The organism is Klebsiella sp. CN_Kp066 (assembly GCF_040065135.1).
In the GTDB taxonomy this organism is placed as follows: Bacteria; Pseudomonadota; Gammaproteobacteria; order Enterobacterales; family Enterobacteriaceae; genus Klebsiella; species Klebsiella oxytoca.
Genome location: NZ_JBEAIU010000033.1, coordinates 1 through 21042 on the forward strand (window position 1 = coordinate 1; position 21042 = coordinate 21042).

General features: G+C 54.7%; 18 protein-coding genes. 5 read left to right on the forward strand and 13 right to left on the reverse strand.

Annotated elements, in window-relative coordinates; translation table 11 throughout:
- Positions 1-285 precede the first annotated feature (285 nt).
- The 5 genes from asnB to nagB all read right to left on the reverse strand — a co-directional run bounded on the left by asnB (position 286) and on the right by nagB (position 6261).
- Positions 286-1947, reverse strand: a complete 1662-nt coding sequence (gene asnB / locus ABLV75_RS11410) for an asparagine synthase B (protein WP_004100213.1) — start codon at positions 1945-1947, stop codon at positions 286-288.
- A 278-nt stretch (positions 1948-2225) separates the two neighbouring features.
- Positions 2226-2978 (reverse strand): HAD-IIA family hydrolase, encoded by a 753-nt coding sequence (locus ABLV75_RS11415; protein ID WP_004100215.1) that lies wholly within the window; start codon positions 2976-2978, stop codon positions 2226-2228.
- A 45-nt stretch (positions 2979-3023) separates the two neighbouring features.
- Positions 3024-4244 (reverse strand): N-acetylglucosamine repressor, encoded by a 1221-nt coding sequence (locus tag ABLV75_RS11420; RefSeq protein ID WP_004100216.1) that lies wholly within the window; start codon positions 4242-4244, stop codon positions 3024-3026.
- A gap of 7 nt (positions 4245-4251) precedes the next feature.
- Complete coding sequence (nagA, locus tag ABLV75_RS11425; RefSeq protein WP_004100218.1) at positions 4252-5400, reverse strand: N-acetylglucosamine-6-phosphate deacetylase; 1149 nt, start codon at positions 5398-5400, stop codon at positions 4252-4254.
- Between the two features lie 60 nt (positions 5401-5460).
- Entirely contained in the window at positions 5461-6261 is an 801-nt protein-coding gene (gene nagB / locus ABLV75_RS11430) for a glucosamine-6-phosphate deaminase (protein WP_004100220.1), read from the reverse strand.
- 312 nt (positions 6262-6573) lie between these two features.
- On the opposite strand from nagB, the gene nagE reads away from it, so the two are divergent.
- From nagE to chiQ, 4 genes are all read left to right on the forward strand, one after another.
- Complete coding sequence (nagE, locus tag ABLV75_RS11435; RefSeq protein WP_004100222.1) at positions 6574-8526, forward strand: PTS N-acetyl glucosamine transporter subunit IIABC; 1953 nt, start codon at positions 6574-6576, stop codon at positions 8524-8526.
- A 177-nt stretch (positions 8527-8703) separates the two neighbouring features.
- Positions 8704-10371 carry a glutamine--tRNA ligase gene (gene glnS, locus ABLV75_RS11440; protein ID WP_004100223.1) on the forward strand — a complete coding sequence of 556 codons (1668 nt, stop codon included), beginning with the start codon at positions 8704-8706 and terminating at the stop codon, positions 10369-10371.
- A 437-nt stretch (positions 10372-10808) separates the two neighbouring features.
- The gene (chiP, locus tag ABLV75_RS11445) at positions 10809-12212 is read left to right on the forward strand and encodes a chitoporin (RefSeq protein WP_004100225.1); all 1404 of its coding nucleotides are present in this window, start codon (positions 10809-10811) and stop codon (positions 12210-12212) included.
- Positions 12213-12259: 47 nt separating this feature from the next.
- Positions 12260-12592, forward strand: coding sequence for a ChiQ/YbfN family lipoprotein (chiQ, locus tag ABLV75_RS11450; RefSeq protein WP_004100227.1), 333 nt, complete (start codon positions 12260-12262; stop codon positions 12590-12592).
- Between the two features lie 53 nt (positions 12593-12645).
- Here the strand turns inward: chiQ and ABLV75_RS11455 are convergent, their stop codons facing one another.
- From ABLV75_RS11455 to ybfF, 8 genes are all read right to left on the reverse strand, one after another.
- Entirely contained in the window at positions 12646-13941 is a 1296-nt protein-coding gene (locus ABLV75_RS11455) for an MFS transporter (RefSeq protein ID WP_004100228.1), read from the reverse strand.
- A gap of 54 nt (positions 13942-13995) precedes the next feature.
- Positions 13996-15135 (reverse strand): tricarballylate utilization 4Fe-4S protein TcuB, encoded by a 1140-nt coding sequence (gene tcuB / locus ABLV75_RS11460; protein ID WP_023320572.1) that lies wholly within the window; start codon positions 15133-15135, stop codon positions 13996-13998.
- Complete coding sequence (tcuA, locus tag ABLV75_RS11465; protein WP_004100231.1) at positions 15122-16525, reverse strand: FAD-dependent tricarballylate dehydrogenase TcuA; 1404 nt, start codon at positions 16523-16525, stop codon at positions 15122-15124. The genes tcuB and tcuA overlap by 14 nt, the downstream gene beginning before the upstream one ends.
- 97 nt (positions 16526-16622) lie before the next feature.
- Positions 16623-17549 carry a tricarballylate utilization LysR family transcriptional regulator TcuR gene (gene tcuR, locus ABLV75_RS11470; protein WP_004100232.1) on the reverse strand — a complete coding sequence of 309 codons (927 nt, stop codon included), beginning with the start codon at positions 17547-17549 and terminating at the stop codon, positions 16623-16625.
- 128 nt (positions 17550-17677) lie between these two features.
- The gene (gene fur / locus ABLV75_RS11475) at positions 17678-18130 is read right to left on the reverse strand and encodes a ferric iron uptake transcriptional regulator (protein WP_004100233.1); all 453 of its coding nucleotides are present in this window, start codon (positions 18128-18130) and stop codon (positions 17678-17680) included.
- A 291-nt stretch (positions 18131-18421) separates the two neighbouring features.
- Positions 18422-18952: a flavodoxin FldA gene (gene fldA / locus ABLV75_RS11480; protein ID WP_004100234.1), complete on the reverse strand. Its 531-nt coding sequence runs from the start codon at positions 18950-18952 to the stop codon at positions 18422-18424.
- A gap of 149 nt (positions 18953-19101) precedes the next feature.
- On the reverse strand, positions 19102-19395 hold the full coding sequence (ybfE, locus tag ABLV75_RS11485) for a LexA regulated protein (protein WP_004100235.1): 294 nt from the start codon (positions 19393-19395) through the stop codon (positions 19102-19104).
- Positions 19396-19528: 133 nt separating this feature from the next.
- Complete coding sequence (gene ybfF / locus ABLV75_RS11490) at positions 19529-20302, reverse strand: esterase (protein ID WP_004100236.1); 774 nt, start codon at positions 20300-20302, stop codon at positions 19529-19531.
- A 184-nt stretch (positions 20303-20486) separates the two neighbouring features.
- Here ybfF and seqA point away from each other — a divergent pair, with 184 nt between their 5' ends.
- A complete protein-coding gene (gene seqA, locus ABLV75_RS11495; RefSeq protein WP_004100237.1) occupies positions 20487-21035 on the forward strand; it encodes a replication initiation negative regulator SeqA in 549 nt (182 codons plus the stop codon).
- Positions 21036-21042: the final 7 nt, after the last annotated feature.

Here is a 21042-nt window from a genome sequence, read left to right on the forward strand (position 1 = left end):
CCTGTGACCCCATCATTATGAGTGATGTGCTCTAACCAGCTGAGCTACGTAGCCATCTTTTTTTTCGCGTTACCTTATCGGCGTTGCGGGGCGCATTATGCGTATTGAGCTTTGAAGCGTCAACCTCTTTTTCATTGAAAATGGGCTGAAAGTAACTGTTTGGTTAGGTTGCGAACAGCGTGGCGCAATAATCGGCAATTATTGGTTATTTATCGTTTTTAGCGGCTTAAATAAGGCTCAAAGTAAAAACGGACTCCGAAGAGTCCGTTTGGCAAAAAACGAGGCTTAGTAGGCCGACTGGTGTACGCCCACCGCGCGTCCGGACGGATCGTTCATTTTTTTGAAAGATTCATCCCACTCGATCGCTTTTGCGGAGGAGCAGGCGACGGACGGGCCGCCAGGCACGCATTCTGCGGCGCTCGGTACCGGGAAGAGCTCTTCAAAGATCTCACGATACAGATAGGCTTCTTTCGACGATGGCGTGTTGTACGGGAAGCGGAAGCTGGCCGTTTCCAACTGCTGATCGGAAATTTGTTCAGCGGCCACCTCTTTTAAGGTGTCGATCCAGCTGTAACCGACGCCGTCAGAGAACTGCTCTTTCTGCCGCCAGGCGACGCTTGCTGGCAGATAAGATTCAAAACATTCGCGCAGAATATGTTTTTCCATTTTACCGTTGCCGCACATTTTATCCTGCGGGTTGATACGCATTGCCACATCAAGGAACTTCTTATCGAGGAACGGCACGCGGGCTTCAACGCCCCAGGCGGACATCGCCTTGTTCGCACGGGCGCAGTCGAACATGTGCAGCGCCTGCAGTTTGCGTACGGTCTCTTCGTGCAGCTCTTTGGCGTTTGGCGCTTTATGGAAATAGAGATAGCCGCCGAACACTTCATCAGAACCCTCGCCGGAGAGCACCATTTTGATGCCCATCGCTTTGATTTTACGCGACATCAGATACATCGGCGTCGAAGCGCGGATGGTGGTGACATCGTAAGTTTCAATGTGATAGATAACATCGCGAATCGCGTCCAGCCCTTCCTGGACCGTAAAGTGGATCTCGTGATGCACGGTACCCAGATGGTTAGCCACTTCCTGCGCGGCTTTCAGATCGGGGGCGCCTTCCAGCCCAACGGCGAAAGAGTGCAGCTGCGGCCACCAGGCTTCGGATTTTTCCTGATCCTCGACGCGGCGGGCGGCAAATTTCTTGGTGATAGCGGAAATTACCGATGAGTCCAGGCCGCCGGAGAGCAGTACGCCGTACGGAACATCGGACATCAGGTGGCTTTTCACCGACTCTTCCAGCGCCTGACGCAGTTCGTTTTTGTCCGTGACGTTGTCTTTCACCGCGTCATAGTCGAACCAGTCGCGCTGATAGTACTGGCGAATTTCGCCATCTTTGCTCCACAGGTAGCTGCCTGCCGGGAACTCTTTAATCGTGCGGCAGACCGGTACCAGCGCTTTCATTTCCGAAGCGACGTAGAAGTTGCCGTGTTCGTCGTGGCCCATATACAGCGGGATAATCCCGATGTGGTCGCGACCAATCAGGTACGCGTCTTTTTCACTGTCGTAGAGCGCGAAAGCAAACATTCCCTGCAGATCGTCGAGGAAGTCCGGACCTTTTTCCTGATACAGCGCGAGGATGACTTCACAGTCGGAACCGGTCTGGAAGGCATAGCGATCGCCGTATTCCGCGCGCAGCGCCTGGTGGTTGTAGATTTCCCCGTTGACGGCGAGCGCGTGCGTTTTTGCGGCATTATACAGCGGCTGTGCGCCGGCGTTCACGTCAACGATTGACAGGCGTTCATGCGCCAGAATGGCTTTATCGCAGGCATAGACGCCGGACCAGTCCGGACCGCGGTGGCGCATCAGGCGGGAGAGTTCCAGTGCCTTTTTACGCAGCTCGCCTGCGTCAGTTTTAATATCCAGTACGCCAAAAATCGAACACATAGCCTTCTCCGTTACCCTGTCTTATTTGATGTTGTGCAGGCTTCGTCTCGTTGCGAAGCCCTGGTGCGTGCTTAAGAAAATGCCGCAAAGGGGCGGAGGGCGCAAGGGTTTTACGGCTGGAAAAGGAAATAATGCAATGACGATTGCTGGATAGTGAAAAAAGAGCATGTTTTAAGCGCTTTCATTGAATGATATTTAATAATGAGGCTTTTTTATTAGATGAAGGGCTTTTTTGGGGCTTTAAAAGAGAAAAACCACGTCATGAGACGTGGTTTTATTCAGAAAATATCAATTTCCGCAACGGAAGGGTAAATCCATGAGGGGCGGAACGGCATGCTGTCGATATCATCGAGCGTGGCAACGCCCGAAAGCACCAGGATAGTTTCCAGACCGGCCTGGAAGCCCGCCAGAATATCCGTGCGCAGATTATCGCCGACGATAACCGTTTGTTCCGAATGCGCCTGCATTTTATTCAGCGCGGAGCGGATGATCCACGGGCTTGGTTTACCGACATAGAACGGCTTACGCCCGGAGATTTTCTCGATGCCGGCGCACAGCGCGCCGCAGGCCGGATAGTAGCCGCGGCCGTGCGTATCCGGGTTAGTGGCGATAAAGCGCGCGCCGTTGGCGACAAAAAACGCCGCTTTATGCATCATCTCCCAGTTAAAGGAGCGGGTCTCACCGACGATAACGAAATCAGGATTGACGTCAGTGATGGTAAAGCCGGCTTTGTACAGTTCGTGAATCAGCGCGCCTTCGCCGACCACATAGGCTTTTTTACCTTCCTGACGGCGCAGAAAATCCGCCGTGGCCATCGCAGAGGTATAAAAGGCAGTATCAGGGACATCAATTCCGGCGGTCGCAAAGCGGTTCGCCAGGTCCTGGCCGGTCTGCGAAGGGTAGTTAGTCAGCATCACCAGCGGCATCTCTTTTTCGAGAATGCGCTTGATGAATTCGGCGGCGCCCGGTACGGCCACATTGTCGTGCATCAGCACGCCGTCAATATCACAAATTACGTTTTGAATGGTCATGGACTGTCCGACATCGTTAAAGAAAGGCGAAACTATAAAGCGGCTTTAGCTTTCCAGCAAACGCTGGAGCAGGATCCCGTTAAGCATCGCGCGCTTGACCAGAGCAAAAGCGCCGATGGCAGAACGATGATCGAGCGTAGAACGGACCACCGGCAGATTTTTACGAAATGCCTTCAGCGCCTGGGTGTTAATGCAGCCTTCAATAGCCGGCAACAGCACTTTTTCCGCTTCGACGATCTCACCGGCAATCACCACTTTTTGCGGATTAAACAGGTTAATGGCGATGGCGATAGTTTTACCCAGATGACGGCCAACGTGCTCGATCACCTCGCAGGCCAGCGCATCGCCTTTATTCGCGGCTTTACAGATTGTTTTGATCGTACAGTCATCGAGGGAGATTTTGCTCTGATAACCCTGTTCCAGCAGATGACGAACGCGATGTTCAATTGCCGCGTTGGCGGCGACGGTCTCCAGACAACCGAAGTTACCGCAGTGGCAGCGCTCGCCTAGGGGGTCGACCTGAATATGGCCGATTTCGCCGACGTTACCGTTACGGCCAATAAAAATCCGCCCGTTGGAGATGATCCCCGCGCCGGTTCCGCGGTGTACGCGCACCAGAATGGAGTCTTCGCAGTCGTGGCTCGCACCGAAGTAGTGCTCCGCCAGCGCGAGGCTACGGATATCGTGACCGACAAAACAGGTGACCTTAAACTTTTTTTCCAGCGCTTCGACCAGACCCCAGTTTTCAACCTGGATGTGCGGCATGTAGCGAATGACGCCGCTTTCCGGATCGACCAGTCCCGGCAGGATCACCGAGATGGCGATCAGTTCGCGGATTTTACGCTGGCAGCGCTCCATAAAGGCGGCAATGATATTTAGCAGCGCGTGTTCCAGGGTTTCCTGGGTTCTTTCCGGCAGCGGGTAGTGCTCTTCTTCAAGCGTTTTGCTGCTCAAATCATAGAGCGTCAGGGTGGCGTCATAGCGGCCCAGGCGTACGCCGATGGCGTGGAAGCTACGGGTTTCAGCAACGATGGAGATAGCGCGGCGGCCCCCGGTGGAGGCCTGCTGATCGACTTCTTTGATCAGCCCGCGTTCAATAAGCTGACGCGTAATTTTCGTTACGCTGGCAGGGGCAAGCTGGCTTTGTTCCGCAATCTGGATACGCGAGATGGGGCCGTGCTGATCGATGAGCCGATAAACGGCCGCGCTGTTCAGCTGTTTTACGAGATCGACGTTACCAATTTGAGCCTGTCCGCCTGCTGTCATACTTTACTTACTCAGTGACGACCTCGTTACCATTAACGATGGTCTTGGTGATTTTATAGTCGCGGGTAAATGCGGTCAGGTTAGCGACCATCCCCGGGGCAATGCAGCCCAACTGTTTGTCTACGCCAATCGCACGGGAAGGGTAGAGCGTTGCCATACGTAACGCTTCGTCCAGCGCGATGCCGCAATGCTCAACGAGGTTACGCACCCCTTCAATCATGGTCAATGAAGACCCGCTGAGGGTACCGTTCTCATCTACGCACAGGCCGTTCCGGTAGTATATTGTTTTACCAGCAAAAATGAACTGCTCAATATTGGCGCCTGCCGGAGCCGTTGCATCAGTAACGAGACACAGCTTATCGCCTTTCAGGCGTTTAGCGAGGCGAACGTTAGCGTAATCGACGTGCATACCATCGACGATAATACCGCAGTAGACATCCGGCTCGTCGAAAATCGCGCCGGCGAGACCCGGTTCGCGGCCGGTGATATACGGCATGGCGTTAAACAGATGGGTAGCGAAAGTGATGCCGGAGCGGAAGCCGACTTTTGCCTCTTTGAGCGTCGCGTTGGAGTGACCGGCGGAAACGATGATGCCTGCCGCGACCAGTTTACGGATAACTTCTGGTTCCACGCGTTCCGGCGCCAGGGTGATTTTGGTGATGACATCCGCGTTTTGACACAGGAAATCGACCAGCGCGGCATCCGGCTTACGTACGTAGTCCGGATTGTGGGTGCCTTTTTTAACAATATTCAGCCACGGGCCTTCAAGATGCAGACCCAGCGCCTGGTGAGGATGTTTTTGCAGGTATTCACGCATCACGCGCACGCCCTGCTTCATCAGATCATCGCTGGCGGTAATCAGGGTGGGCAAATAGCTGGTGCAGCCGGAGCGTTCATTGGCTTTCTGCATAATTTCCAGCGTTTCAACGGTCACCGCGTCCGCCGTGTCGTTAAACTGCACGCCGCCGCAGCCGTTAAGCTGGACGTCGATAAAACCGGGGGCAAGGATTGCACCATCAACCGAGCGCTGTTCGATACCGGTTGGCAGCTCTGTTTGAGGACAGATACGTTCGATAAGGCCATTGGCGATAACAATCGCATGGTCATCCAGAATTTCATGACCGGTATAAATCCGGCCTTGGGTTAATGCATACATTACGACCCCCGGTTATCAAAAATGATTGTCCCGCGGGGGCAGCCGCGGGACGAGACTACATTACAGACCTTTGATGTTTTCAGCTTCTAATTCGTTGAAATATTTCAGGGTCTTAACTTTTAGTTCCATGGTGGACGGCTCATCGCAGACCACAACGGCTTTCGGATGCAGCTGCAGACAGGTAATAGTCCACATATGGTTAACGTTGCCTTCAACCGCCGCCTGCAGCGCCAGCGCTTTCTGATGGCCCAGTACCAGAATCATCACTTCTTCCGCATCCAGCAGGGTGCCCACGCCAACGGTCAGCGCGTACTTCGGCACCTGATCAACGTCGCCGTCGAAGAAGCGGGAGTTCGCTACGCGAGTATCGTGGGTCAGGGTTTTAATACGCGTGCGTGAAGCCAGAGAAGAGGCTGGTTCGTTAAAAGCGATGTGGCCATCGTTACCCACGCCGCCCATAAACAGGTGGATTTTACCGTAAGAACGAATTTTTTCTTCATAACGACGGCATTCTGCATCAATATCCGGCGCGTTACCATTCAGCAGATTAATATTTTCCGCCGGGATATCAACGTGATCAAAGAAGTTGCGGTGCATAAAGCTATGATAGCTTTCCGGGTGATCTTTCGGCAGACCAACGTACTCATCCATGTTGAAGGTCACAACATGCTTAAAGCTAACCTGGCCTGCTTTGTGCATCTCAACCAGCGCTTTGTAAGCGGTCAGAGGCGTACCGCCGGTAGGCAGACCGAGGACAAACGGACGGTCTGCAGTCGGTTTGAACGCGTTGATGCGGTTAACGATATGCCGGGCAGCCCATTTACCGACTTGTTCAGCAGTTACCAGGGGGATCAGTCTCATTGTTCACCTCAATAGTTAAATTAGAACCTGGCGGATTGGCGCCAGCATACTAGTAAGAGTATTGCAGTTACTGCGCCGACCGGGGTCAATCCGTGTTGATTTTTTGAATGATAAAATAAGTTTTCGTTGTTAGCCAGTCAAAGGCGGAGGTGAATACGATATTTGGTGACTATTGTCACAAAAAATAGCCATTTAATTTGCGGGACGAATTAATTTTTCAGACACTTTGCAGGTAAGTTAAAAATTTAACCAGGTTACACAATAATAAAGTGGCTTTAATGAGCCTCAACGGGGTCTCATAGGGGGAATAAGATGAATATTTTAGGTTTTTTCCAGCGACTCGGTAGGGCGTTACAGCTCCCTATCGCAGTGCTGCCGGTCGCGGCGCTGCTGCTGCGATTCGGGCAACCCGATCTGCTTAACATTTCGTTTATCGCGCAGGCGGGCGGGGCAATCTTTGATAACCTGGCGCTGATTTTCGCTATCGGTGTTGCATCCAGCTGGTCGAAAGACAGCGCCGGTGCCGCAGCGCTGGCGGGGGCGGTAGGTTACTTCGTATTGACTAAAGCGATGGTCACCATCAACCCGGCCATCAACATGGGCGTCCTGGCAGGTATCATTACCGGTCTGGTCGGCGGCGCCGTGTATAACCGCTGGTCGGGCATCAAACTGCCTGACTTCCTGAGCTTCTTCGGCGGCAAACGCTTTGTGCCGATCGCAACCGGCTTCTTCTGTCTGGTACTGGCAGCCATCTTCGGCTACGTCTGGCCGCCGGTGCAGAACGCCATCCATGCTGGTGGTGAATGGATTGTCGGCGCGGGCGCGCTCGGCTCCGGTATTTTTGGTTTCATCAACCGTCTGCTGATCCCGACGGGTCTGCACCAGGTGCTGAACACCATTGCCTGGTTCCAGATTGGTGAGTTCACTAACGCTGCTGGCGCGGTATTCCACGGTGATATCAACCGCTTCTATGCCGGTGACGGCACCGCGGGGATGTTCATGTCCGGCTTCTTCCCGATCATGATGTTCGGTCTGCCGGGCGCGGCGCTGGCGATGTACTTCGCGGCGCCTAAAGAGCGTCGTCCTATGGTCGGCGGTATGCTGCTGTCGGTTGCCATCACCGCATTCCTGACCGGTGTGACTGAGCCGCTGGAATTCCTGTTCATGTTCCTGGCGCCGCTGCTGTATCTCCTGCACGCTATCCTGACCGGCATCAGCCTGTTCGTTGCGACGGCGCTGGGTATCCATGCGGGCTTCTCTTTCTCTGCAGGCGCTATCGACTATGTTCTGATGTACAGCCTGCCGGCAGCCAGCAAGAACGTCTGGATGCTGATTGTGATGGGTGTTGTCTTCTTCGTTATCTACTTCCTGCTGTTCAGCGCGGTAATCCGCATGTTCAATCTGAAAACGCCGGGTCGTGAAGATAAAGTGGATGATGTGGTCACTGAAGAAGCCAACAGCAATACCGAAGAGGGCTTAACCCAGTTGGCGACCAACTACATTGCGGCGGTTGGCGGTACCGATAACCTGAAAGCGATCGATGCCTGCATTACCCGCCTGCGCCTGACCGTTGCGGACTCCGCGCTGGTAAACGATGCGGCCTGTAAGCGCCTCGGTGCTTCCGGTGTGGTTAAACTGAACAAGCAGACCATCCAGGTTATCGTCGGTGCGAAAGCCGAATCCGTCGGTGATGAAATGAAGAAAGTGGTTGCCCGCGGCCCGGTTGCCGCAGCAGCAGCGACTTCAAACAGCGCGCCCGCAGCCGCTCCGGCCGCTAAACCGCAGGCCGTCGCTAACGCGAAAACCGTCGAAGCGCTGGTTTCGCCGATTACTGGCGACATTGTGGCCCTGGAGCAGGTGCCGGATGAAGCCTTCGCCAGCAAAGCCGTCGGCGACGGCGTGGCGGTGAAACCGACCGATAAGATTGTTGTTGCGCCGGCAGCGGGCACCGTAGTGAAGATTTTCAACACTAACCATGCTTTCTGTCTGGAGACGGAAAACGGCGCGGAAATCGTCGTCCATATGGGTATCGATACCGTTGCGCTTAACGGCCAGGGCTTTAAACGCCTGGTGGAAGAGGGCGCGGAAGTGAAAGCGGGTCAGCCGATTCTGGAACTGGATCTTGAGTTCCTGAACGCTAACGCACGTTCGATGATTAGCCCGGTCGTATGCAGCAACAGCGACGACTACAGCGCGCTGGTTATCCAGGCAACCGGCAAGGTTGTAGCGGGTCAGACGCCGTTGTACGAAATTAAAGGCAAATAAGACTCCTGAGTGGCGTTTATGCCTCGGCGGCGCAGCGAACCTGCGCCGCTTTTTTTTACCGCAAACAACCCCATAATCTCCTTCTGATACGTATTTTGCGTAACTAATAGTTGTCTCTACGCCCTGCTTGTAAGATCATGTGCCGTTATACGTTGTTTACGCTTTGAGGAACCCACGATGAGTGAGGCAGAAGCCCGCCCGACTAACTTTATTCGTCAGATCATTGATGAAGATCTGGCTACTGGTAAGCACACCACCGTTCATACCCGTTTTCCACCGGAACCGAACGGCTATCTGCACATTGGCCACGCAAAATCTATTTGCCTGAACTTTGGTATCGCCCAGGATTACCAGGGCCAATGCAACCTGCGTTTCGATGACACCAACCCGGTGAAAGAAGATATCGAATACGTTGAGTCGATTAAAAACGACGTGCAGTGGTTAGGTTTCCACTGGTCCGGGGATGTTTGCTACTCGTCTGATTATTTCGATCAGCTGCACCAGTATGCGGTTGAATTAATCAATAAAGGCCTGGCCTACGTTGATGAACTGTCAGCAGATGAGATCCGTGAGTACCGCGGCACCCTGAAAGAGCCGGGTAAAAATAGCCCGTATCGCGATCGCAGCGTGGAAGAGAACCTGGCGCTGTTTGAAAAAATGCGTAGCGGTGGATTTGCCGAGGGTAAAGCCTGCCTGCGCGCGAAAATCGATATGGCTTCGCCGTTTATCGTGATGCGCGATCCGGTACTGTACCGTATTAAGTTTGCCGATCACCATCAGACCGGAAGCAAGTGGTGCATCTACCCGATGTACGACTTTACCCACTGCATCAGCGATGCGCTGGAAGGAATTACCCACTCTCTGTGTACTCTCGAGTTTCAGGATAACCGCCGCCTGTACGATTGGGTGCTGGATAACATCAGCATTCCCGTGCATCCGCGTCAGTATGAATTCTCGCGCCTCAACCTTGAATACACCGTGATGTCCAAGCGTAAGTTGAATCAGCTGGTGACGGAAAAACACGTCGAAGGCTGGGATGACCCGCGTATGCCGACCATTTCCGGCCTGCGCCGTCGCGGCTATACCGCAGAGTCTATCCGTGAGTTCTGCAAACGCATCGGCGTGACCAAGCAGGACAACACTATCGAAATCGCTGCCCTGGAATCCTGCATCCGCGAAGATTTGAACGAAAATGCTCCGCGTGCCATGGCCGTTATCGACCCGGTTAAGCTGGTGATCGAAAACTATCCGCAGGGCGGCAGCGAAATCGTCACTATGCCGAATCATCCCAATAAACCGGAGATGGGTAGCCGCGAGGTGCCGTTCAGCGGCGAAATCTGGATCGATCGCGCCGACTTCCGCGAGGAAGCGAACAAGCAGTACAAGCGTCTGGTGCTGGGCAAAGAAGTTCGCCTGCGCAATGCTTACGTCATCAAAGCGGAGCGCGTGGAGAAAGATGCGGAAGGCAATATCACCACGATTTTCTGTACCTATGATGCCGACACCCTGAGCAAAGATCCGGCCGACGGCCGCAAGGTGAAGGGCGTGATTCACTGGGTGAGCGCGGCGCACGCGCTGCCGGTCGAAATCCGTCTGTACGATCGCCTGTTCAGCGTACCGAACCCGGGCGCGGCGGAGGATTTCCTCACGGTGATGAACCCGGAATCGCTGGTTATCAAACAGGGTTTTGCCGAGCCAAGCCTGGCGCAGGCGCAGCCGGAAAAAGCGTATCAGTTCGAGCGCGAAGGGTATTTCTGCCTGGATAGCCGCTATGCAACCGCAACCAATCTGGTGTTTAACCGCACCGTCGGTCTGCGCGATACATGGGCAAAAGCCGGCGCGTAATTCTCCGCCGCGAAGGACAACGCCGCTTACAGCGGCGTTTTTTTTATTCAGAATCAGAGAATTAAAATCTCATATTTTCGCGATGCGAATTAATCTTGTTTACAGATTGTAATAAACGCGATTTTTAACCCTTTCTCTTTATCCCCTGGAAATATGTAATCGCTTCCATTTCTCTTAATTTTGTCAGTTTTTGCAAGCACTTCCCCCGCTAAATGTGTGACTTCTAAGACTGAAACAAAAAGACATAAATTATGTGCGCTTTGTCATAATCTTCATCTTTGGTCGGCGAAAGAGATTGATAATTCGCGTCACGAAAAATAGTCTATACCCAGTGGTTATGCGAATTTTTACCGCACCACTTTTAAAGTATTTTTATTTTATTTTTTGCGTGTTGCCCCTGGTAACCGCACTTTTAAAACGTCAAAGAGGATATGCATATGCGTACGTTTAGTGGCAAACGTAGTACGCTGGCGCTGGCTATTGCCGGTGTCACAGCCCTGTCAGGATTTGCAATGGTGCCGGATGCAAAAGCAGAAGGGTTCATTGATGATTCAACGTTAACCGGCGGCATCTATTACTGGCAACGTGAACGCGACCGTAAAGATGTCACCGACGGCGACAAATATAAAACTAACCTGTCGCACTCTACCTGGAACGCCAACCTCGACTTCCAGTCCGGCTACGCCGCCGATATGTTCGGCATTGACGTTGCTGCCTTTACCGCCATCGAAATGGGCGAAAGCAGCGAGAGCGGTCACCCGAACGAAATCGCTTTCTCCTCGCGCAATAAAACCTACGACGAAGACTATTCCGGCGATAAGAGCGGGATCAGCCTGTATAAAGCTGCCGCAAAATTTAAATTTGGTCCGGCGTGGGCGCGCGCGGGCTATATTCAGCCAACCGGCCAAACGCTGCTGGCTCCGCACTGGAGCTTTATGCCCGGCACCTATCAGGGCGCGGAAGCCGGCGCTAATTTTGACTATGGCGACGCGGGCGCGCTGAGTTTCTCCTATATGTGGACGAACGAGTATAAAGCGCCGTGGCATATTGAGATGGATGAGTTCTACCAGAACGATAAGAAAACCAAGGTGGATTACCTTCACTCTCTCGGCGCCAAATATGATTTTAAAAACGACCTGGTGCTGGAAGCGGCATTTGGTCAGGCCCAGGGTTACATCGACCAGTATTTTGCCAAAGCCAGCTATAAATTTGATGTTGCAGGCACGCCGTTAACCACCAGCTATCAGTTCTACGGCACCCGCGATAAAGTCAGCAACGGCGGGGCTAACGATATTTATGACGGCACCGCGTGGCTGCAGGCATTGACCTTTGGCTATAAGGTGGCCGACGTGCTGGACCTGCGTCTGGAAGGAACCTGGGTTAAAGCTGACGGCCAGCAGGGCTACTTCCTGCAGCGTATGACGCCAACCTACGCCTCTTCTAACGGTCGTCTGGATATCTGGTGGGATAACCGCTCGGACTTCAACGCCAACGGTGAAAAAGCGGTGTTCTTCGGCGCGATGTATGACATGAAGAACTGGAACATGCCGGGCTGGGCCTTTGGCGCATCTTATGTCTATGCCTGGGATGCGAAGCCGGGCAGAATGTCCTCGCCTGATGCCTACTACAACCCGGATAAACGCCTGGAAGAGTCCGCCTATAGCCTGGACGCCATGTATACCGTTCAGGAAGGGCGCGCGAAGGGCACGCTGTTCAAACTCCACTTTACGCAATACGACAACCACTCTGATATCCCGAGCTGGAGCGGCGGTTACGGCAACATCTTCCAGGATGAGCGCGACGTGAAGTTCATGGTTATCGCACCGTTCACCATTTTCTGATGCCTGAGCGGCGGGCGTGAGCCTGCCGCAATATCCCGAGGTTGATTATGAAGAAGTTACTGCTTGTCGCCATTATGGCAACAGGTCTGGTTGCCTGTACGCAGTCGCCAGCGCCGAAAGAAGACTCAAAGTTGAGAGACGCCTACAGCGCCTGCATTACTAGCGCGGAGGGGAACCCGGATAAGGTTGAAGCCTGTCAGAGCGTACTGAACGTGCTTAAGCAAGAGAAACAGCACCAGCAGTTCGCCACCCAGGAAAGCGTGCGGGTGCTGGACTATCAACAGTGTATCCAGGCGCGCAAAACCGGTAACGATCAGGCCGTGCAGGCGCGCTGCGACCAGCTCTGGAAAGAGATCCGCAGCAACAATACGCCCCGTTAATCCAGGCGGAAAGGGGCAAAGCGGGCGGAGCGTAAACTCCGCCCGCGGCTATTTTAGCGGGGTATTTCTGCTGGCTGATAGCTGCGGCTCAGGCGAGTAAAGAGCATGGCGGTTGCGGCAAGTCCGCATAGCGCAGCGCACATCAGCCACCAGCCCGGCGAGCTTTTATCCCCGGTGATCTCGACCAGCGCGGTGGAAATAGCCGGCGTCAGGCCGCCAAAGATAGCGGTGGCGAGGCTAAAGGCTAACGAAAAGCCCACGGTGCGGACGTAGACCGGCATCACTTCGGTCAGCGCCGCGACCATCGCGCCGTTATACATACCGAAGAAAAACGAGAACCAGAGCAGAACCAGCGTCATACGGGTAAAATCCGGCGCGGCGGTGAGCCAGTGCATCACCGGCCAGGTGGTAAGCAGCGCCAGCAGGGTGATGCCCATCAGCACCGGACGACGGCCTATTCTGTCAGAAATTGTCCCGCCAATCGGTAACCAGATAAAGTTAGAGATGCCGACCAGCATGGTGACCAGCAGGCTATCGCGAGCGCTCAGATGCAGCACGGCTCTCCCGTAGGTTGGGGTATAAACGGTAATAAAGTAAAAAGTGGTCGTGGTCATCGCCACCAGTAAGGTGCCCGCCGAGATGATGCGCCAGTTTTTTACAATCGTGCTCAGGATTTCTCGGGTATCAGGACGATGTTTACGCTGCAGGAAAGCTTCGGTTTCCTGTAACGAACGCCGCAGTACAAAAATCAGCGGAATGATCAGACAACCAATAAAGAAGGGGATACGCCAGCCCCATTCGGCGATCTCATCATGGCCAAGCGTTTCGTTCAGCGCGTAGCCAATCAGCGCCGCGACCACGATAGCCACCTGCTGGCTGGCGGATTGCCAGCTGGTATAGAACCCCTTTTTCCCCGGGGTGGCGATTTCCGACAGGTAGACCGACACGCCGCCGAGCTCTACGCCCGCCGAGAATCCCTGCAGCAGACGGCCGACTAATACCAGAATGGGGGCGAGAACGCCGATGGCGTGATAGCCGGGGACCAGTGCTATCAGCAGTGTCCCGCAGCCCATAATTGCCAGCGTCACCATCAGCCCTTTACGCCGCCCGATTCTGTCGATATAGGCCCCCAGCACTATCGCCCCGATAGGGCGCATCAGGAAGCCCGAACCAAACACGGCGAAGGTGAGCATTAACGCCGCAAACTCACTTTCCGCCGGAAAGAACGTTCTGGCGATGTAGGTGGCGTAAAAACCGAACAGAAAAAAGTCGAATTGCTCGAGAAAATTACCGCTGGTCACGCGGAGAATAGCGCCGAAGGTACCGGCGCGCGATGATGATTGCGTCATAGGGGTTGCTCTCCATTGTCTTTATCTTGTTTTTATAGAGGTAAGAGGAGCGGACTAGTCGCCTGCGACTGCCGCCTGTTTTCCGCGCCGTTTCTCAATTGCCCACTTGAGTAACGCCGCACAGCGATAAAATCCGTGGGCAAATTTTCCGTATGGCAGGGTTAAAAACAGCGCCATCACAACGCCGAGATGAATGGCGAGCAGGACGCCCATCCACGAGGTATCGCGCCCTGCCAGCAGGGCCAGTCCGGTCAGGCTGGTCAAAAACAGCAGCAGAATAAAGCCGCGATCCATCGGCTTTTGCCGCGCATCGCCGTGCAGCGGCGAGCGGCGCAGGTTTAGCCATAGCAAACCCGCCGGGCCGACCAGCAGGCCGATACCGCCGAGCGTGCCCAGTACAACCGGTACGCTGAAGAACGGGTAGGGGGCCTCCCAACCGGCGATATAGTGATAACCCGTAGCCACCACGGTGGCGGCGAAACAGAGCAGAAAACCGTAGAAGGTAAAGTGATGGAAACGGCGGCGCATCAGGGTAAACGCGTCATCAGCCTCGTTGCAGCCTTTACCGTGCCCGCCGTCGAGATACTTCAGCGTGAGCGCATTATGCGAGGCTGTAGCGATGTCGATAGCCTGAGGCTGACCCGGTGAAATCTCGCGCCAGAAGCGGATCACCCCGCTCATAAGTAACCCTATGGCCAGAATGAAGACCGAGCCAAACATCCAGGCCAGCAGGTTATGGGGAAATATCCGGTAAAAATCGCCGGCCAGCGGCGGATGAAGCAGCGAGCCATTGAGCCCCATCGCCAATAGCAAAAAGAGGATCAAACCGGCGACCAACGCCAGCACCGTGGTCACGCCGGCCCGACGGTAAAGGCTGCTGAAAGCCGCGGGCTGGGCATAGTGCTGATAGGTTTCCAGGCGGACTTCCGCCATCGCTTTCGGGACATTAATGGCAAACTCGTGCGGCGGAGCATACTGGCAGGCATGCAGGCAGGCGCCGCAGTTGTGGCACAGGTTGGCCAGGTAGTTAATATCCGCTTTACCAAAAGCCAGGCGCTGAGTCATGGCCGGAAACACGGCGCAAAACCCTTCGCAATAGCGGCAGGCGTTACAGACCTGCATCACCCGTTCAACTTCCGCTTCCGGCTCGGTGATGATCTGCGCGTCGATAATCAACTTTTCAAGCGACTTCATGATGTATCTCCTGCTGTGCCGCACGGGCGGCCTGCTGGCCGGCAATGCGGCCGAACGTCGTACCAATCGACATGCCTACGCCGGCGGTATAGCCTTTGCCCAACACGTTGCCGGCCATCATTTCGCCAGCAACGAACAGGTTACGGCTGGGTTTGCCCGCAAAATGGACGGCGGCGCGTTCATTGACGTACAGTCCGAGGTAGGTGAAAGTGATCCCCGGGCGCAAGGCGTAACCGTAGTAAGGCGGCGAATCGATGGGCCGCGCCCAGTGGGTTTTCGGTGGGGTCAGGCCTGATGTTGCGCAGTTATCAAGGCAGGTATGATCGAACTGGCCCGGCACGCAGGCGGCGTTATAGTGCGCGATGGTTTGCGCCAGACGCGCCGCGTCCAGCCCCAGCTGGCGAGCCAGTTCTTCGATAGTATTGGCCTGGGCGCCGGGAAAAACCGGCGGCATAAAGTGACCGATCGCTTTGCTGTCGATAATTGAATAGCCGATTTGTCCCGGCTGGTGGGCGACCAGCCGCCCCCAGATGGCATAACGTTTGGGCCAGAAATCTTCCCCTTCATCATAAAAGCGCTCGGCGTCGCGGTTTACGACCACGCCCAGCGATACGCAGTCCACGCGGGTGCAGATCCCGCCATCATAGAGCGGTGCCCGGGCGTCTATGGCGACGCAGTGTGACTGCGAGGGATCGCCGATAACGTCAGCCCCGGCGTCGATCATATATTTCAGCAGCACGCCCTGGTTAAAGCGGGTTCCGCGGATGAGAAAGTTATCGGCTGGCCATTCGCCGCGATCGTTCTGTCCCCACGCTTCGCGCAGCCACTCGCGGTTAGACTCAAAGCCGCCGGCGGCGAGGACGCAGGTTTTTGCGGCAATCCTTTCTTCACCCGCCAGCGCGGCGACGAATTCGCCGTTATATAATTCGAGCGCCTGGACCGGGGTGTTGTAGCGGATCTGTACACCCATCTGCTCCGCGCTGCGGTAATAAGCATTTATAAGAGCCTTGCCGCCGCCCATGAAAAAGGCGTTGGTGCGGGCGACGTGCAGTGCGCCGGAGAGCGGCGGCTGAAAGTTAACTCCGTGCTGGCGCATCCAGTCCCGGCACTGTGATGAGGTACGGATCACCAGCCGCGCCAGCGCTTCGTTGGTATTACCCTCGGTGACGCGCAGCAGATCCTGCCAGTACTCTTCTTCCGGATAGCTGTCGACCAGCACATCCTGCGGAGCATCGTGCATACAGCGAAGGTTCCGCGTGTGCTGAGAGTTTCCGCCGCGCCATTCTTTCGGTGCGGCCTCCAGCAGCAGCACGGACGCGCCGGATTCCCGGGCGGTCAAGGCGGCGCATAGCGCAGCGTTGCCGCCGCCAATCACCAGTACATCCACCATTTTTGGCTCCATTACGGTTTGCTTTATTGTTAAATTTGTAATGGAAATGTATGCGCTCAGGGCAGCAGGACGCTATGGCGTATTGCTAAAGAGGGGTTTAGTGTGCGTAAAGGCTGGCGCCAGGCCAGCGGCCAGATTCGACCAGCTGACGCATGACTTTTGCCAGTATGACTCGCGCGGCGAGACCCGATGGGGTCAGTTCATCATCGGAAAGACTGACGAGAAAATTAGGCCGACTGAGTATCGGATTGTTGATGCCGATCACTCTCAGGGGGTCGCCATCGAGATGAGAAATCGCTGCTCCCGGCTGCAAAGTGGCGCCGAGGCCGTCGCGCACGGCGCGCATCAGCAGGGCCAGACCGTCGATTTCAGCGACCACATCGACATTAAGCGCATGCTCCTGGCAAATCGCCTCCAGCCTGCCGCGCAGCCCATGCCCCAGGCTTGGCATAATCAGCGGGACAGCGGAGAGCTGGTCCGGCGAGATGCTATCGTCGGGAAGGGGAGCCAGTACCTTATGGGTGCCAATCAGAAACAGACGCTCTTCAAGAATCGGCCTGGAGCTCCAGCGCACAAGCTTCTCCTTCTGGAACACGATCGCTAAATCGAGCTGACGGGTGTTGATCATGCGTTCAAGGTTGCCGGAGAGACTTTCTACCAGATGCAGGCGGACGTCGGCATAGCTTTCGCGCATCGCGTTAATAAAGGGTACGCCGAGCACAGAGGCGGTGCTGGGGGCCATGCCGACGCTGACGTGGCCAGATAGCCGCGCCTCGCGCGCAGCAAGAACCGCATCATCAGCGTGACGCAGCGCCAGCTGCGCCTGTGAATAGAAGGCGAGGCCAGCGCTGGTGGGCATTACGCCGCGAGACGTCCGTTGTAGCAGGCGAATGGCGAGTTCATTTTCCAGGCGCGCCATTTGTTGGCTAAGCGCGGAGACGCCGATATTCAGGTCAAGCGCGGCGCGGCCCATACTGCCGGTTTCAATAATGCGCACAAAATAGCGTAGCTGGCGAAGCTCCATAAGCACTCCGTATAAAGCAGGATGCACCGACAGTAAACGTATTCAGGCGCGAGAGGAAGAGGCGGCAGATGGCGGGCAAAAAAAAAGCCAACCCGCAGGCTGGCTTTGGCTGATAAACGATGCGGTGATTATTTCTCTACCGCGTCGTGGGCATGTTCATCTTCGCGGCAGTCGCCTTCTGCACAGTGGCCGTACAGGTACAGACTGTGGTTGGTGAGGCGAATACCGTGTCTGGCGGCAATCTCACGCTGGCGCGCTTCGATGGAATCATCGCTAAACTCGATCACTTTGCCGCAGTCCAGGCAAATCAGGTGATCGTGATGGTGCTGCTGCGTCAGTTCAAAAACGGATTTACCGCCTTCGAAATTATGACGGGTGACGATACCGGCGTCGTCAAACTGGTTCAGTACGCGGTAGACGGTGGCCAGGCCAATCTCTTCACCCATATCAATCAGGCGTTTGTATAAGTCTTCCGCACTGACATGATGGTTATCCGGTCCTTGCAGCACTTCCAGGATTTTTAATCTCGGAAGCGTCACTTTCAGGCCAGCTTTCTTTAATGCGGTATTGTTGTCAGTCATGCGGAATCTGTCCTGTTGCTAAACGATCTACTTCCATCAGCGGAAGTAATACAGAGAATCACCCGATGTAATGCGTCTCATTATAGAACTGCCATGGTGAAATGAAAACTGCAAGCATCGGGCCTTGTATGCTGTCAAAAACGAGGCACTCGCTACAAAGTGCTTCACGCGACCCCGTTAAATCAGAGGACATTGTACAGATATGTGATTAAAAGTTAAAAACTTGTAGCTATAACTTTGATTGCTTTTATCTATCAATTCGGCGAAATATGGTGATTACGCCGTTTAGACTCAGGCATTCTTGATTTCTTCGAGGTGCAGCTCCTCGGAAATCTGTTTTACCCATTTTTCGACGCGTTCGTTAGTCAGTTCAGGCTGACGGTCTTCGTCGATAGCCAGACCGACAAAATGATCGTCATCGGCCAGGCCTTTAGAGGCTTCAAAATGGTAGCCAGCGGTCGGCCAATGGCCAACGATAGTTGCGCCGCGCGGTTCGATGATATCGCGAATGGTGCCCAGCGCATCGCAGAAGTATTCAGCATAGTCTTCCTGGTCGCCGCAGCCAAAGAGGGCTACCAGTTTGCCATTAAAATCGATCTCTTCCAGCGTCGGGAAGAAATCGTCCCAATCGCACTGGGCTTCACCGTAGTACCAGGTTGGGATGCCGAGCAGCAGGATATCGTGAGCTTCCAGATCCTCTTTGCTGCTTTTGGCAATGTCGTGAACATCAGCAACATCTTTACCAAGCTGCTTTTGAATCATTTTTGCAATATTTTCGGTGTTGCCGGTGTCGCTGCCAAAAAAGATGCCGATGATTGCCATGAGTAAAATAACCTCTTGAAACTTAATGATGTGGTAGTGGCGTAATGCCCGCAGATAGGGGCAATGATAGCAGAACTGAGAAGGGCGCGGAAACAGCAATCACGCCCAACTGCACACTCTGCTACATGAAAGCTTATTTTTTGAGGGTTTTAGGCTTTATCCTGGCCGCGCAGGGCTGCCAGCTGGGTCATCAGCATCTCTTCGATCAGATCGCTGCGGTTCATGTTACGGGCTTCGGCCAGCTCATTGAGCGCATCGACCGCATCGGCATTGAGCTTAAGCTCCACGCGCTTCAGGCCGCGGCTCTTGTCGCGTTTAAGCTGATTGCGTTTGTTGATGCGCAGCTGTTCATCGCGCGAAAGCGGATTCGTTTTCGGTCTTCCCGGCCGACGCTCAGTTGCGAACAAATCTAATGTCGTACGGTCCGTTTGTTCTTTTGCCATGATTCAGAGTGACTTCGGGGGAAACAAGCTATCGGGCATAGCCGACGCAGACAGCGCGCCATAATACATCAGGCGGCGGGCTGCGCCAACGGCCGCGGACATTAAGCCGCGCGGTCGAGTATATTTTAGGCAGTTACGCGGCGATAGAGGTCAAATAACGGCGAATGGCGCGGATCACGGCCTCCGGTTTTTCAGCGTGCACCCAATGCCCGGCGCCGGCGATAACGTGCGCCCGAGCTTCGGGAAACTGCGCCAGCAGCGCGTCACGACAGGCATCGGTCACGTAAGGGGAGTTGCCGCCGGGGATAAACTGCGCCGGATGCGGCCATGCCGGGACGGTTTGCCAGCCGACGATGTTGTCGTACTGCTCCCACAGCACCGGTACGTTAAAACGCCACTGGCCATCCACAAAGGATTTCAGCAGAAACTGAACCACGCCCTCTTCATTAAGGTGTTGACGCATGACCGTCGCTGCCTGCTGACGCGTAGCGGCGCCCGCATCGGTAACGGCGTTGATGGCAGCAAAAATTTCATCATGGCGGCGGACGTGATAATCCACCGGGGCGATATCAATAGCTACCAGGCCTGCGATGCGCTCTGGTGCCAGCGCGCTCAGCGCCATCACCGCTTTGCCGCCCATAGAGTGACCAATAAAGGTGGCTTTCTCAATCTGCGATTCATTGAGAGTATCAAGCAGATCCTCAGCCATCGCGGCGTAGGTCATCTCCGGCGCGCGCGGGGAGAGACCGTGGTTTCGCATGTCGACCTGCACCGTATCGTGATCGACAACCAGATCGCGGGCGAGGATCCCAAGGTTGTCCAGGCTGCCAAAAAGGCCGTGGACCAGGACGATAGGGGGATTATTGTGCTGATTCTGTGCAGATTGCGCTCGGCTATTTAATTTCATGGCAAAGTTCTTTTTTTCGCTCCGTCGGGTTAGGGTATTATGTTGAACATTCTGCCATCCGGCTGCAAGACCCGGAAGATTTCTGAGTTTTGCCGTCATCCTGGTTTGACGCTATCCGCGGTTGGGATTTGTCCCTATAATCCCGACAACTTGTATTCAGAAAAAGATATCGCACTGGATTAAGATGAAAACAATTGAAGTTGATGATGAACTCTATAGCTATATTGCCAGCCACACCAAGCATATTGGCGAGAGTGCATCCGACATTTTACGGCGCATGTTGAAGTTTTCCGCCGTTTCCCAGCCCGCCGCACCGGTAGCGAAAGCCGCTCCGGCACCGGCGCTAACGCCTGTCGTTGACGTGAAGCCCGCTAATCCTCTGAAGGATAAAGTTCGCGCGATGCGTGAGCTGCTGTTATCTGATGAGTATGCTGAACAAAAGCGCGCGGTAAACCGATTCATGCTGGTTCTGACTACCCTCTACACCTTAGACAGCAAAGCGTTTGCCGAGGCCACCGAGTCTCTGCACGGGCGCACCCGCGTCTATTTCGCTGAAGATGAGCGCACGCTGCAGAAAAACGGTAATCAGACTAAGCCTAAGCAGGTCCCCGGTACGCCGTGGTGGGTTATCACAAATACCAATACCGGTCGCAAATGCAGCATGATCGAACACATCATGCAGTCCATGCAGTTCCCTGCGGAATTGATCGAAAAGGTTTGCGGTACGATCTAGTCATTTA

Bases quoted from the DNA above. Each gene is read 5' to 3' on its own strand.
- nagB (WP_004100220.1), bottom strand. From the start codon at position 6,261: ATGAGACTGATCCCCCTGGTAACTGCTGAACAAGTCGGTAAATGGGCT.
- ABLV75_RS11420 (WP_004100216.1), bottom strand. From the start codon at position 4,244: ATGACAGCAGGCGGACAGGCTCAAATTGGTAACGTCGATCTCGTAAAA.
- nagA (WP_004100218.1), bottom strand. From the start codon at position 5,400: ATGTATGCATTAACCCAAGGCCGGATTTATACCGGTCATGAAATTCTG.
- tcuA (WP_004100231.1), bottom strand. From the start codon at position 16,525: ATGGTGGATGTACTGGTGATTGGCGGCGGCAACGCTGCGCTATGCGCC.
- asnB (WP_004100213.1), bottom strand. From the start codon at position 1,947: ATGTGTTCGATTTTTGGCGTACTGGATATTAAAACTGACGCAGGCGAG.
- ybfE (WP_004100235.1), bottom strand. From the start codon at position 19,395: ATGGCAAAAGAACAAACGGACCGTACGACATTAGATTTGTTCGCAACT.
- ybfF (WP_004100236.1), bottom strand. From the start codon at position 20,302: ATGAAATTAAATAGCCGAGCGCAATCTGCACAGAATCAGCACAATAAT.
- tcuR (WP_004100232.1), bottom strand. From the start codon at position 17,549: ATGGAGCTTCGCCAGCTACGCTATTTTGTGCGCATTATTGAAACCGGC.
- fur (WP_004100233.1), bottom strand. From the start codon at position 18,130: ATGACTGACAACAATACCGCATTAAAGAAAGCTGGCCTGAAAGTGACG.
- chiP (WP_004100225.1), top strand. From the start codon at position 10,809: ATGCGTACGTTTAGTGGCAAACGTAGTACGCTGGCGCTGGCTATTGCC.
- ABLV75_RS11455 (WP_004100228.1), bottom strand. From the start codon at position 13,941: ATGACGCAATCATCATCGCGCGCCGGTACCTTCGGCGCTATTCTCCGC.
- chiQ (WP_004100227.1), top strand. From the start codon at position 12,260: ATGAAGAAGTTACTGCTTGTCGCCATTATGGCAACAGGTCTGGTTGCC.
- tcuB (WP_023320572.1), bottom strand. From the start codon at position 15,135: ATGAAGTCGCTTGAAAAGTTGATTATCGACGCGCAGATCATCACCGAG.
- nagE (WP_004100222.1), top strand. From the start codon at position 6,574: ATGAATATTTTAGGTTTTTTCCAGCGACTCGGTAGGGCGTTACAGCTC.
- fldA (WP_004100234.1), bottom strand. From the start codon at position 18,952: ATGGCAATCATCGGCATCTTTTTTGGCAGCGACACCGGCAACACCGAA.
- glnS (WP_004100223.1), top strand. From the start codon at position 8,704: ATGAGTGAGGCAGAAGCCCGCCCGACTAACTTTATTCGTCAGATCATT.
- seqA (WP_004100237.1), top strand. From the start codon at position 20,487: ATGAAAACAATTGAAGTTGATGATGAACTCTATAGCTATATTGCCAGC.
- ABLV75_RS11415 (WP_004100215.1), bottom strand. From the start codon at position 2,978: ATGACCATTCAAAACGTAATTTGTGATATTGACGGCGTGCTGATGCAC.